Consider the following 14,189-nt stretch of genomic DNA (forward strand, 5'->3'; position numbering starts at 1 on the left):
TAAGACTTCGAAAAGCTTATTAATACTTATAACAATCGAATCTAATCTGTACTAAATTAAGCTTTAATCAAATCAGCCTATTTTATTTTAAGATATTTCACTTTCAATATCAGACATAAACAATCCTGTTGTAATACATTAACTTCAATTACTAAGATAGTATTTAAAGAAATTAACGCATTTCAAATAAATCCAACAAACAAAAATGATAGTTATTGATATTATATATCTTAATTATCCACTCCCTCAAGACACTAAACAAGAGTAAATAATCTATGTCAAAATTACACTATAAAAAAAGGCCAACTGTGTTCCTTTCAAAATTTACTATTCTGAATATCAAACACAATTGACTCCTTTTTCCCTTTTTAGAAAGGTTTTGTTTTTAAACTAAATACAAGAACTTCCACAGCTCCTGTATATAGTTTTGTTTTTGTTGTTCATTTTTAACCAGGTACTCTATGAGCTAACTGCTCGTTAATTAATTTGGTTGAGCATCATTTGCAGCGGTAGCATACAAACCTAATAAACAACCCGTAAATCCTTTAGCCCTATTGGTTGAAAGTATATCTCCGGAAACAACTCCGCCAACGTTTATAAAATCAGATCCATCAATGGAATAAGAAAACTCATATTTATCCCCATCTGCAGCAACTTTTAATCCAAGAGGTTTTTTAATGTCTATTTTTTCGCTTGCAATAACCACTGACTGTCCTTTTTCCGTCCTTTGAAGTACGAGGTAATAATCTTTTTCTTTCTTCGTAATTCCAAAAACATAATTAAAACCTTCGTTTTGCAAACATGTTATTCCAGCTAAATCTTTTTCTGAAGATGGTTTATAGTCAATATCTGCTGAAAAGGAAAAAGTATTGTGCTGCTGGCGGTAAAATAGTGTTGATGTAGGTTTAAGCTCTTTTATATTTACATCAAACGGATTAATTCCTAACCCTTTTTTTGTCAAAGAGATAAATTCTTCCCGAGGCCCTCTAAGTCCTATCCATCTATCATCCAAGTTTTCTGAATTGAAATCTTCCTTATACACAAAGTTTCCATTGGGAAAAAATCCATCCTTACCTGTTCTATTCCCGGTTACACCTTCAGGCATTTTTAATTTTGGTTCCATAGGTATAAGTCCATTTTCAAAAACGGGGAACAAACCAGACCAATCAACAGGTAAAATAAATGTTTCACGTCCAATATTTACCCTGTCCTTTTCATTAGGACGAATGGCAAGAAATACTCCATAATATTTATCACCCGGTCCCTTTACAATATCTGCGTGACCAGCCCAATCAACTTTATAATTTCTATTATTGCCAAAATATCTTTGTGTTAATATAGGATTACTTGGCGCTGGATTAAAAGGTCCTTTAGGACTTGAACCAATAAATACTACTTCACTATGCCAGCCTCCGGTACCTCCTTCAGCACACATTAAATAATAATTGCCATCTTTTTTATATAAGTGAGGGGCCTCAATCCAAATTGGTCTTTTAGAAATATCAGTTCCACCATTCACAATTACTATGTCTGATTCAGGGATGATTTTGTCATTTTCCACATCATATTCCCAAACTTTGATAACCCGATGCCCATTATATAATTCTTTACCTTTTGCGGGAGCATCATTATGCACGACATATCCTTTCCCATCATCATCAAAAAATATAGAAGGATCAATACCTGCAAAATCAAGTTTGATAGGATCACTCCACCCTTTCATTGGGTCTTTGGTCTTAACTATAATATTCCCAAGTCCTCCGGCAAACGCAGTAGTAATCATATAAAAAGTATCATTATGAGGATTATATGTTATTCCAGGTGCATACACTCCTGAACTGATTCCGGTATCATGAACATCTAATTGTGATGTACGATCCAAAACGTGACCAATTTGTTTCCAGTTTACCAGATCTTTTGAATGAAAAATTGGTACTCCCGGAAACATGGCAAACGACGAACATACCATATAATAATCATCTCCTTTTCTTGTAATAGCCGGGTCTGGATAGCATCCTTGCAATATCGGGTTATAGAATTCCCCCTCCTTTAACGGAAAATCGTTATAAACCTTGTCGTTTCCTTGATAAACAAAATTATTAAACACAGGTCCATTTTTTTGTGCTTTTGTTTGAGCACATGCGCTAACAGCAAATAACATTACAATACAACCTGACAAAAAATACACCGGCCATTTTGTTGACTTAAATTTTATTTTTAGAACTCTACTCATCATTTTTTATTTAATCTAATTTATTTAAAAACTCTCTTGAATAACTGCAATAACATTCTTCCAATTAATTAATAGTCTTTATTCCTCATTTGTTTTTGACATGTTTTAAATTCTCCCAACACCTAATAATCAGAATTATTCATCCTGATCATTGGCTCTACCATACCAATTTAATATGAAACTCAATCCTGTTTATGTTGAGATATATGTACTCCCCGTTGCAATAGTCCTATCACCTACTTGTTCAATTTTGCTGCGAGTTCTGCGTAGATTCATGGTGTTATATTTCTTCTACAATACCATAATTTAGTTGCTAACCAGACCTATTCGAATGCCTTTTTATTGAACCAGGCAAAACAAATACTGGGCTATATTAATATTTGATGAAATTATATTATAGGAGGAAAATCGATTTTAAATCTTAGATAAACATTTTCAATTTTGGGACATATCAATGATTAGTCATGTATTTAGATACACAAAAGCAATAAAAGATGATTTGAAAAACCGGAAATAGATTAATATTCCAAATTATCCAGATCAAAAAAAAAATCTTCAAACCTGATTTTTACAATTGTTTTATGTCATTTAGAAATCAACACATGCCGGTATAATTCTTTCCCAATGGATTGGTGTTGCGCAGATAGAGATTATTTGACTTGGTCAATTTTCAATTAAATACTAATTGGCATTATCAATAAAAAAAGCCACTATGAAATACATAATGGCTAACTTAATAAGTAATATTACAATGAACTTGCAACAAAAAAGTGGACAAAGAGTTACGTCATGCAACTATTTTATATTTGTTTAATAGTTTTCCATATTCTATTGGTGAAAGTATAGGTATATCAATATAAAACACACCTTAACTTCATTAATTCAAAAGGTTCTATTATTTAATTCCGTAAAAAGAGATAACCTGATTGGGTTTAGTATCTACATCATATTCATAGATTTTTTGTAACTGGACATTCTGTATCTTCTCCTTAGTATTATTAATTGGTTGAGGTGTCGCTTTTAAAAAGTAAAAACCATTTGTATTTTCACCTTCAGCTTGCCTAATGCCATCTCCACGCAAAGGAATGTAGGAACGCACACGGCACAAACCGCCATTTAATGAGTGAATTTCGGCTTTGACCAGTTTCCCTTCTGCCCACTGCATACTAACTTCAAACCCGCCTCTTGCTTTAAGTCCACTAACAGTTCCATTACGCCACACAGCAGGCAAAGCCGGCAACAAATGAATTGCTTCATCGTGGCTTTGAAGCAGCATTTCTGCAATACCTGCTGCACATCCAAAATTACCATCAATCTGAAAAGGAGGATGTGCATCAAAAAGATTTGGATAGGTGCCACCACCTCCACTCATGCCTCCATTTCCGACAACAGGTTTTAATTGATCTGTAATTAACTTAAAGGCATGATCACCATCAAGCAAACGTGCCCAAAGATTAACTTTCCATCCCATAGACCATCCTGTAGATTCATCGCCACGTGCCAGAAGTGATGTTTTTGCAGCATCAAATAATTCCGGGGTGCGGTAGGGCGAAATTTGGTTGGATGGATATAATCCATAAAGATGAGATATATGACGATGATGGTCATTGGCATTATCTAAATCTTCCATCCACTCTTGTAACTGTCCCCATTTGCCAATTTGCATTGGAGGCAAACGTTTTAAGGTTTGATTTAAGGTGTCAACTAATTCGGGATCTTTATTCAAAATTTGAGCAGCGTTTATGGCGATTTTAAACAGATCAAAAACCAATTGATTATCCATTGTTGTTCCTGCTGTAATTGAGGTGGAACGCCCCATTGGTGTATTCTCCGGTGAAACAGAAGGACTTACAACCAACCAGTTATTTACAGGCTCTTCAACCAGAAAATCCACAAAGAACAGAGCTGCGTCTTTGATGACAGGATAAACAGATTTTAAATAGTCTATATCTCCGGAAAAGGCATATTTTTCAAACAGGTGTTGCGACAACCAGGCACCTCCCATTGGCCACATACCCCAATTGGCTCCATCTATAGATCCGTTAATTCGCCAGATATCAGTATTATGGTGTAATACCCATCCTCTGGCACCATACATATCCTTTGCAGTTTGTTTTCCTGTTTCAGCTAGTTCGCGAACCATTTTAACCAAAGGTTCGTTCATTTCGGATAAATTGGTAATCTCAGATGGCCAATAATTCATTTCAGTATTAATATTCACTGTATACTTACTATCCCAGGCAGGGAAAAGGTTTCCTGCCCAGATGCCTTGTAAGTTGGCGGGTTGCGTACCGGGACGCGAAGAAGAGATTAACAGATATCTGCCAAACTGAAAATAAAGAACCACCAATTGCGGATCGTTGCCTTTGGCAAACTCTTTTATACGCACATCGGTTGTATTCTTTACCGAATCCGTTTCCCCCAAATCTAACTTAACGCGGGTGAAAAATGAGCGATAATCGGCAATATGCTCCATCAAAGCTTGTTCATAGTCTTTTTGTATTGCTTTATCTAAGTATCTGTTTACCCTTTTCTCGGCGTTGCCACTTACATCTTTATAGTTATTAAAATTGGTTGCAACAGAAATATAAAGAGTTGCTTCGTTGGCATCTTTTACAGTTAATAATCCGTTTTCAGAAGAAACAGAACCGCCTTTCGTAGTAATCTTAACTTTAACATTGAAAGCTACCTCCCCTATTATGCCCTCCTGATCGCTGCTGATGCCAGACATTATTAGTTCATCATTGCCGTTTGTGGAAACAGTTACTTCGGAAGGTCTGTCCATACTTGCAGAAAAATTAATGACACCTGATTTATCTGCTTCTATTTTTGCAATAATAACTTCATCGGGATGGGAAGAAAACACAGTGGTTTTATAGTTAACACCATCCACTTTATAGGAAGATGCTACAATGGCATTATTGATATCCAACTCTCTATAATAATCGGTATAGTTCTCATGCCCCTGAAACGACAGCTTTAAATTACCTGCCGTTTGATAAGACATCCCATGAGACTTTTTACTAATCATTTTCTGATCGACCAGATCACGCGCTTCAGCAAATTTGCCTTCAAAAATAAGCTTGCGTACTTCGGCCAATGCTTCTTTTGCCTGCACATTATCGTTACGGTTAGGCCCTCCTGCCCATAACGTATTCTCATTCAACTGAAAGACTTCATTAACAGGGTCGCCAAAAACCATTGCGCCTAAACGACCATTCCCTACCGGCAAAGCTTCTACCCATTGTTTTGCAGGTTTATCGTACCACAGCTTCAATTCCTGCTCTTGTGCCTGATCCTCTGCACACGAAGAGATAAAAAGAAAAAGAGCCTGTATAAATATAAATTGGACTCGTTTCATTATTTCACATTTAAAAAATTAATATTCAATCACTTGCTCAGTCCAGGTTGGTTTTAAAATATAAAATCTGCCATTTTTATAATAAACAGGTTCAATACCTATCTGAGGGGTCTTTTCCCAATCCTGAAGTTCCGGACAATAGGGATACAGACTTTTTCCGTACCCCTTGTAATGACAAGAACTCCAGATATTTCCATCTGGTCCTATAAACAAAGCATTGTGCCCGGTTTCGCAATAAGGATCTTCTGTGTCTTGAAGTTTCATCCATCTAATTATTGCTTTACAATACTTATTTTCACTACTATTAATATTCAATATAGAGATCTTAATATTTCTCTATTTAATCGCTTTAAGTTCATTGGGTAATTTTTCCATAGAAATCTTTATCAAAAAGCAAACTTGATGATAAAGATTTCTTTTGATTCTGTATGATTATTAATGGGTAACCATTATTAATTATGGTTTTTATTTATCCTCTAAACGGACGAACTTTTACTTTTTTGCTACAGCCCCTCTTATTAACCTAATATAATAAACAGCTCCTGCAGTGCTTCCAGGAAGAGCTTTAAATTTCACCCATACATGGTCTTTTCCAGATACCATCGAGTTGGGAATGGAATAAACAACATCTTTAAACATAGATTGATTCCAACGGCCTGTATTATCTTCGGTCAGAAGTTTTTCATCGTCGATATAAATATCAAATTTCCTGCTCCCCCATTCTGCACCCCAATAACGAACTCTTAAACTCAAATCAGTTTCCGAATTTGTTGCCAAATTGTAGCTAAAAAAGCCGTCATTCTTAGCTTCGCGGAAAAACTCATTTAAATTGTTGCCTTTATTGGAATTTTCTGATAGCATGCCATGATCGGTTTCGGGCTGTTGCTCACCAGGCGCAACCTGATCGATTGTGCGTTTTTCCAGAGCAAGTTTTTCTTTTTCAATATTTGCCAATGAATCTGTGTATGCTTTGTAGCCTGAATTTGACAAAGCCAACCAATACATCATATACCTGGCATCGTGTATTTTACTAAACGGTTCCAGTGTAAGTTCGACAGGATTGACCATTTTTACATTTAGTGTAAAATTTAACGGCTTACCTTCAACCGGAACTAACTTATTTCCTATATTTTGAATGTCATCATTAATCAGTATCGGAGCTTTGTCGATAGGTAAAAATTTACCACTTGAAGATTGTCCCCAACGACCATCATCCGCAATTAAGCCTTTTAAATCTTCGGTTCCGGTTTTCGCACCCAATAATATAGGTCCATGCATGAAAGCGATGTATTCAGGCACATTGGGTAAATGTTCGATGGTATTTTGCATGGGCAAAGTTATTTGAACCACATCGCCTTTTTTCCATTTTCGGTCGATGCAAACATAAGACGAAGGAAGCAATGTACCATCCACAATCTTTCCATTCACTGAAATTTTCAATGCACCTTTATTTACCCACGCCGGATAGCGAACTAATAATTTAAATTTCGAAGCTCCCTCTGAAATAGTAAGTTTTGTTTGTTCTTCATAAGGAAAATTTGTTTCCTGTTTGATTTTCAAGCCTTTTTCTTTCCAGTCTAATTCCGATGCGATAAAAAGATTCAGAAATAATGAATCTTCTGAATGGGTGTATATAAATTGGTTGTATTTGCCATGGTTTTCCATGCCTGAACCAACACAACACCACATCGCTTCGTTTGGAGCTGAGTAAACCCTGTAATGGCGAGGACGTGCCGGTGTAAAATAAACGTATCCACCATGTTCGGGATGCTGAGAAGAGAGGATGTGATTGAAGATGGTACGTTCGTAATAATCGGCATATTTTCCAGCTGGATTCACCCGAAACAGGTCTTCGGTTAATTTGAGCATGTTATACGAGTTGCAGGATTCGGGTCCATCATTTACATTTACAAAATCGATACATGATTCTTTGGCCGGAAAATGTTCCCTTCTGCTGTTGCCACCAAAAGCCAAGGAACGGTTAGTTGTTACAGTTTCCCAGAAAAAGCTACCCGCCTTACCATATTTTTGATCAGTATCAAGTTCTGCTATTCGCTCAAAACCAATAAATTTGGGAATCTGAGTATTCGCATGTTTGTTGTCAAGCATATCTATTCCCTGTGACAATGGATCTAGAAACATTTTATGCGAATAACGTTTTGCAGCCGTGAGGTATTTTTTATTACCTGATATTTGGAATGCATCGGCAAGTACTTCGTTCATACCACCGTATTCGTTGGCGAGCATATCTTCCATTTGCTTGTCCGACAAACCCTCTGTAATGGTAATTGCCCAATCGCAAAATTGAAGAAAAATGTTCTTTGCATCGATATCTTCTGTGTATAGCCAAGCATCTCTCAAGCCTGCATACATTTTGTGAATATTGTAATAAGGTGCCCATGCCTCCCATATTGCCCCAACTTCTCCAGCTTTTATCTTTGACCATAACGCTGCACTGTGTGGAACGCCACCAACATACCCAACACCCCAATCAGGATACTTCTGGTTATTGGCTTCTTGACAGGCCTTTAGCTCAGAGATCATATAATCCATGCGCTTTTTGCATTCTGCATTACCGGTTGCTGCATAATTTATTGCCATTGCCGTCAGGTAATGCCCTCCTACATGCCCGTCTAAGCCTTCCCAGTTGGGATAACTCTTTGCCTTTTCTGATAATCCAGCTTCTTTGCGATAAGGAGCCAATAAACGGTCGACATCGTATTTCAACAGAACCTCAATATTCAGGTCGCGAGCATGTTTGAACGGCCCATCGAGTAGCTGTACATCTCCCAAAGGAAATTCGTTGGAATATAGCTTTTCTTGTGCGCTTGATGCAATAGGAAATATAAACCCTAATAACATCACGAATTTGAATATTTTTTTAAACATAATACTGAAGCTTAATTTGTTTTTATAAGATTACTCATAGCTATTCTCACTAGCATTCATTAAAGTCAATTATTCTATCCAAACAACAATTTCAAAAGAGTACAATATATAAACCAGATGGTTATAGCAAACCCATCGTTTTCTTCAAAAATGCATATTATTAAAAAACTCTAGTTAAGAAGATTAATTACAACAACTTGTACACTCCAATTATGACATAGGGCTCTTCACCCGGATTTAACTTGGGCATGGTAAGCGTTCCAATAAATATGGCATGATTAAGATAATCATATCTGCTATCGGTTGGAGCCTCCAAATCAACAATTGATTTTGCATAAAAACTATCCTCTTCGTCTTTTGCTGGCACATGCATCAGTGCTTTGTTTATGACCTGAATTATAATGCCATCGTTCGTTTTAAGCAAGTAACGTGCATTGAGTTCCGTATCGCCATCTGGGCGCACCAATTGCCAATCTTCACCACCAGGCAACACTTCGCCTTGAATGTTTGGCCCTTTAAAAGAGCCACCTGTTATGGGTATCATCCGACGGGTTCCCCGTTTGCTTTCGCCTACTACAACCATATTGCCAATTTTCACTTTGGCATCCCACATAAACTCAGCCTTAAAATCGTTATAAACAGGTTCCATTTTTATGGTGGCAGGTTGCTGAGCAGCTAAATCTGAGACCGCAAAAAAGGCATACAACACTGCTACTAACACTAAATTAGATTTCACATTTATCATCTTCGACAAATTTTAGTTCTATTTCCAACCACAACAGGCCATTTATGTAAGACACCATTTTTATATAGCTGATCTACAACCCTATCAGCATTAAAAAAATGCAATTACTTACTAAACTTCCAATAATCAAAGTTGAACAGTTCGCCATTATTACCCACAAACACGAAATACAAATCGTGAATGCCCTTAACCTTATTTACTTTGGTAGTGAAGGTTTTCCACACGTCTGCCCCACCTGTATTGGTAATTTCACAAACACCAACCAATGCGCCATCTTTAGCATCTACACGAATCTCAATTTTTCCACCGGTTACAGAAGTAGCTATTGCTTCGAACTTCTTTGCGCCTTTGGCAAAATCAACACTTCGTATTTTTAGATAATCGCCATTATTAATTTTAGTAACATACACGCCATTACTTCCCGATTCTGTTTTCACCCCTTCGGACCATGCGATTGTTTCGGCTTCGGTTCTTTTATATGGATTCAAATTTTCCAGGCTTGTTTTTATGCCTTCTTCTGTAGGAATAATGGACGGAATAGTTCCATTGGCATTATATTCAAACTGTTCCAAACAGGTAGAACGCCTAAATCCGCCTCCATTAGGCAAAGCTTCGTTATGGTAGAAAAAATAAGAATTTCCTTTATAATCAATAATACCGGCATGGTTGGTAAAAGATAGTTTTGGATAACGTTCCATAATTAACCCTTGATATTTCCATGGTCCTGTTGGCGATGTTGATGTTGAATATCCAATAGATTCAGGCACTCCATTAGCAGCATAAATTAAGTAATAGAGGTTGTTGCGTTTGTAAAACCATGGGCCTTCGACATACTTTGTACACGGGGTACCATCTTTTCTTACACTTTTACCAAACGACTCGGGCACCATATCAACGGCAACAATACCGTTTTTACCAATACTCTTGTCATACGAAATCATATCTTCGTTTAACTTAACATACCAAACACTGGGATTGCCCCAATACATCCAGGCCTGGCCATCGTCATCAATAAATACAGTAGGGTCGATATCTTTCCATAAATCCTCACTATCAACAAGTTGTTTACCCAATGGTTCTTTAAATGGCCCGTATGGAGAGTCGGCAACTAATACACTGATTCCGGCACCATGAATAGGTACATAAAGGTAGTATTTTCCGTTTCGCTCAATACACTGAACAGCCCATGCTCCATTTTTCTTGTTTACCCAGGCAACATCCTTTTCTAACGAAGCCACAGCACCATGATCGGTCCAGTTTACCATATCTGTTGTTGAATAGCAACGCCAGTCGTACATGGTAAAGAAATTGTCCACCGTATTATCTTCATCATGTGATGTATAAAGATAAACGGTATCATTACAAACCATTGGTGCCGGGTCGGCAGTAAAATAGGTTTGAATAATAGGGTTTTGTGCTGTTACTGTACTGAATATTAATACAAATGAAAATATTAATAAGATTTGCACTCTCATAATTATTGTTTTAAATGTGAACTTATTATTTATCATTAAACTTCCACCAATCAAAGTTAAACAGATCCTTTTCCCCTTTAAAAACGAAATACAAATCGTGAACTCCTTTGATATTTTTCACAGGGGCTGTGGCTGTTTTATAGATATCTCCTTCAGCCGAAGCTGTAATATCTACCAGACCCAAAACAGATCCATCAATTTTATCGGAATGAATTTCGATTTTACCGCCATACAATGCAGCCACACACACTTGAACAGATGAAATTCCTTTGGAAAAATCAACTCCTCGCACTTTAATATAATCACCATTATGGATTGAAGTAACTATCATGCGTTCGGCTATCTTCTTTCCCCGGTTCCAGGAAACATTTCGTTCCCACTCAATAACCTTTTTGGTATTAAGCCCCTCACTAAACGCTATGGTTTCGGCTTCGTTTTTAATGTATGGATTTAACGTCCCAATTTGAGTGTTTATGGTTTCGTCCCACCAAGGTAGTTTTATTATTGTACCATCCTTATCGTAGACAATTTTGGTAACACAAATCGAACGGCGTTCGTAATGCTTCGACATTGTTTGTTTCAATATGTCATAATTGAAGCCAAAAACATAAGATTTTCCTTTATAATCTATTATTCCGGGATGGTTGCCACTAGAGCGCTGGTCGCCTTCCATTATCATCCCTTTAAATGCCCAAGGGCCAGTTGAGCTATTGCTCATAGCATAACCAATACCTTCGGGGCAACAGGTTGATGCATAAGCCATATAATATTTTCCGTTACGTTTCCAAGCCCATGGCCCCTCCTGATAATGAAAAGCGTCTGTTTCGCCCTTCTCTTTTACAAAATCGGCCATTCTTTTAGGTTCAGCTTCTACAGAAATCATATCTTCGTTCAACTTAACATACCATAACTCCGGATTTCCCCAGTATAGGTAGGCCTGCCCATCATCATCGATAAAAACAGAAGGATCAATATCCTGAGGTCCGTTTTTTATCAAGGCTTTTTCAATTGGATCGGTAAATGGCCCATATGGACTATCGGCAACCAACACGCCAATTCCAATACCGTTTGGCATGGGGCAGTATAAATAAAACTGACCGTCTCGCTCAATACATTGCGGTGCCCATGCCCCATTGTCATATGGCACCCATTTAAAATCCTTTAACGAAGCTACAACACCATGGTCTGTCCAGTTAACCATATCTGTTGAAGTATACAGCAACCAATCCTGCATTTTAAAACCGAAAGCATCATCTTCATCGTGCGATGTATAAAGAAAAACGGTATCGTTGTAAACCAATGGTGCAGGATCTGCCGTGTATTTAGTCTGAATAATCGGATTTTGTGCATTTCCTGCACCAACTAATGCAACCAGAACTGCAACCAGACAGCCTTTTAGGTTTAGAAATTTACCTGGCATATTTTATTGTCGTATTTAATTATTTACTAGAACTAAATTTATATAGTAATACGCCATGTGCAGGGACTTTTATGGCCAGCTTTTCGGTGTTAGCGTCTAAGCCTGTAACTTCTTTCTGACGCCAAAGGTCACGCACATTAACTTTTCCTGTGATACCTAATTGTTCAAAATCGCTGTACTGAGTATCAATAATCTCAGTTCCGAAGTTGCAGAAACCAACTGCACGGCTGCCATCTTCGAGTTCTTTTACATAAATTCTTAAATCGCCGATGGTTTGTACACAAGTAGCTTGCTTGCCAAGTGGGTCCTGGTTTACATCAATTACCTCATCATTGGTCAACAGGTTAAGGGTAAAATCATCCAGTTTCTCCATGTCGCATCCAATTAAAAGAGGTGCAGCAAAAAGACTCCACAAACTAATATGCAAATATTGTTCGTCGGGTTTAAGCTTGCTAGGGTGTGTATTGCCCCACCCTACCTGTCCAACAACCAGCATATCGGGGTCGTTCCAATTGCCAGGTTTAGCATAAGGAGCCGACTTTTCGTGGTCGAGAGCAATACTTTTCACACTCACCCAGGTATCGGTAATATCGTTGGTGGTACGCCAGCAATTGCCGCCAACCGAACCGCCCCACTTCCAAACGTCGGACATACCATATTGGCATACACTATAAACAATATCACGTGGTTGCTTACGAAGGTACTCGCCCATCAATTTAAAAGGCTTCATGGCTGTTTCCAACTCACTACCACCATTGTACGAAAGCGATGACACTTTATAAGGGTCATTATCGGGCAGGCCATCAATAACGTTTCCATAGCTGCACCAATCGTATTTTAAGTAGTCAAATCCCCACTCTGCATAAGTTTCGGCATCCAACTCCTCGTAGCCAAAACTACCGGCACAGCCACCACACGACCATGGACCGGGGCTGGAATACAACCCAATTTTCAAACCAAGGCCATGTACATAATCAGCAAGGCCTTTCATATCTTCAAATCGTTTATTGGTTACAATATTTCCAGCTTCGTCACGCATTTCTCCTTGCAGTGCAGGATCTTTAGAGTCACGGTTGTTTTCCCAGAAATCGTCGATATTGATATAAGTCCATCCATGATTAATCAGCCCACTTTTTACCATCGCATCGGCGGCACGTTTCACTTTATCGGACGACACCTCTTGAGCAAAACAGTTCCAGCTGTTCCATCCCATTGGAGGTGTTAGGGCCATTTGGTCGCCACAAACAATACGTAGCTTTCGCTCTGCTTTACCTTTAATATTTTTTGCCGACAATGTAACCTCATAAGTTCCTTCTTTAGATAGCTTTCCTGTAATAATACCTGTTTGAGGATTCAGTTTCAAACCTTTTGGTAATTTTTGAGCTGAAAATGTCATTGGCCTATCACCAGTTGCAGTTACTAAAAATTGAAATGGCGAACCAGAGCGTACGCCATAAACCTTTGCACCTGTGATTTTTGGTGATGCTAATGGTTTTGGTGTTAAAATATAAGGTTCGCTTGCTATTGGATTATAGGTTTTAAATGTATGAACTCCGGTGGTTTCGAATTTAGCATCGGCCCAATTAGCATGGTCGTAGTAATTGCCATTACCGCCATCGGCCACTACCAGTTCAACTTTCTTTACGCCGGTTAATGCAACTGAACACACTTTAGCAGAATCACCTATATGCATCACACCACTTGCCCAAAGTTTATTTCCATCGCCATAAACTTCAAATTCAACAGCAGGTTCATGACCTTTCATCTCATCATCAAGCCCTACTTTTGCGGTAAACTCACTTGCATTTCCTTCCGTTAAAACAAATAAAGAACTAACGGCATGGGTAGCAAATCCCCGTTTAAAGGTTTGCCCTGCAATACTCATCGTATTGCCATCTAAAGATTTATTTTTCATCGGTACGCCATATCCTTGGGTTGCCGTACTCAGGTCTAGTTCATCAAGCCATACTGTTTGGGCTGATAGATTTTGCATTCCACACAGACCGGCTAATAATACCAATCCAATAATACCTGCCAATGTGATATTCTTAATCGCATTCATAAGT

General features: G+C 38.0%; 8 protein-coding genes. All 8 read right to left on the bottom strand.

What is annotated here, in order from left to right; genetic code table 11:
• Positions 1-481: 481 nt before the first annotated feature.
• Positions 482-2,233, bottom strand: coding sequence for a glycoside hydrolase family 43 protein (locus GQR60_RS11155; RefSeq protein WP_225441391.1), 1,752 nt, complete (start codon positions 2,231-2,233; stop codon positions 482-484).
• A gap of 895 nt (positions 2,234-3,128) precedes the next feature.
• Complete coding sequence (locus GQR60_RS11160; protein ID WP_124992999.1) at positions 3,129-5,594, bottom strand: glycoside hydrolase family 95 protein; 2,466 nt, start codon at positions 5,592-5,594, stop codon at positions 3,129-3,131.
• Positions 5,595-5,612: 18 nt separating this feature from the next.
• The gene (locus GQR60_RS11165) at positions 5,613-5,858 is read right to left on the bottom strand and encodes a hypothetical protein (RefSeq protein WP_124993000.1); all 246 of its coding nucleotides are present in this window, start codon (positions 5,856-5,858) and stop codon (positions 5,613-5,615) included.
• 228 nt (positions 5,859-6,086) lie between these two features.
• Entirely contained in the window at positions 6,087-8,483 is a 2,397-nt protein-coding gene (locus GQR60_RS11170; RefSeq protein ID WP_225441392.1) for a glycoside hydrolase family 127 protein, read from the bottom strand.
• Positions 8,484-8,670: 187 nt separating this feature from the next.
• A complete protein-coding gene (locus GQR60_RS11175; RefSeq protein ID WP_225441393.1) occupies positions 8,671-9,228 on the bottom strand; it encodes a DUF3237 domain-containing protein in 558 nt (185 codons plus the stop codon).
• A 104-nt stretch (positions 9,229-9,332) separates the two neighbouring features.
• On the bottom strand, positions 9,333-10,703 hold the full coding sequence (locus GQR60_RS11180) for a glycoside hydrolase family 43 protein (RefSeq protein ID WP_124993001.1): 1,371 nt from the start codon (positions 10,701-10,703) through the stop codon (positions 9,333-9,335).
• Positions 10,704-10,728: 25 nt separating this feature from the next.
• Positions 10,729-12,123 (bottom strand): family 43 glycosylhydrolase, encoded by a 1,395-nt coding sequence (locus GQR60_RS11185; protein WP_124993002.1) that lies wholly within the window; start codon positions 12,121-12,123, stop codon positions 10,729-10,731.
• A gap of 19 nt (positions 12,124-12,142) precedes the next feature.
• On the bottom strand, positions 12,143-14,185 hold the full coding sequence (locus GQR60_RS11190) for an NPCBM/NEW2 domain-containing protein (RefSeq protein ID WP_191991613.1): 2,043 nt from the start codon (positions 14,183-14,185) through the stop codon (positions 12,143-12,145).
• Positions 14,186-14,189: the final 4 nt, after the last annotated feature.

This window comes from Labilibaculum euxinicum (assembly GCF_009795715.1).
GTDB classification, from domain to species: domain Bacteria; phylum Bacteroidota; class Bacteroidia; order Bacteroidales; family Marinifilaceae; genus Labilibaculum; species Labilibaculum euxinus.

Coding starts and splice junctions, on each gene's coding strand:
- GQR60_RS11155 (WP_225441391.1), bottom strand. CDS start 2,233: ATGAGTAGAGTTCTAAAAATAAAATTTAAGTCAACAAAATGGCCGGTG.
- GQR60_RS11160 (WP_124992999.1), bottom strand. CDS start 5,594: ATGAAACGAGTCCAATTTATATTTATACAGGCTCTTTTTCTTTTTATC.
- GQR60_RS11165 (WP_124993000.1), bottom strand. CDS start 5,858: ATGAAACTTCAAGACACAGAAGATCCTTATTGCGAAACCGGGCACAAT.
- GQR60_RS11170 (WP_225441392.1), bottom strand. CDS start 8,483: ATGTTTAAAAAAATATTCAAATTCGTGATGTTATTAGGGTTTATATTT.
- GQR60_RS11175 (WP_225441393.1), bottom strand. CDS start 9,228: ATGATAAATGTGAAATCTAATTTAGTGTTAGTAGCAGTGTTGTATGCC.
- GQR60_RS11180 (WP_124993001.1), bottom strand. CDS start 10,703: ATGAGAGTGCAAATCTTATTAATATTTTCATTTGTATTAATATTCAGT.
- GQR60_RS11185 (WP_124993002.1), bottom strand. CDS start 12,123: ATGCCAGGTAAATTTCTAAACCTAAAAGGCTGTCTGGTTGCAGTTCTG.
- GQR60_RS11190 (WP_191991613.1), bottom strand. CDS start 14,185: ATGAATGCGATTAAGAATATCACATTGGCAGGTATTATTGGATTGGTA.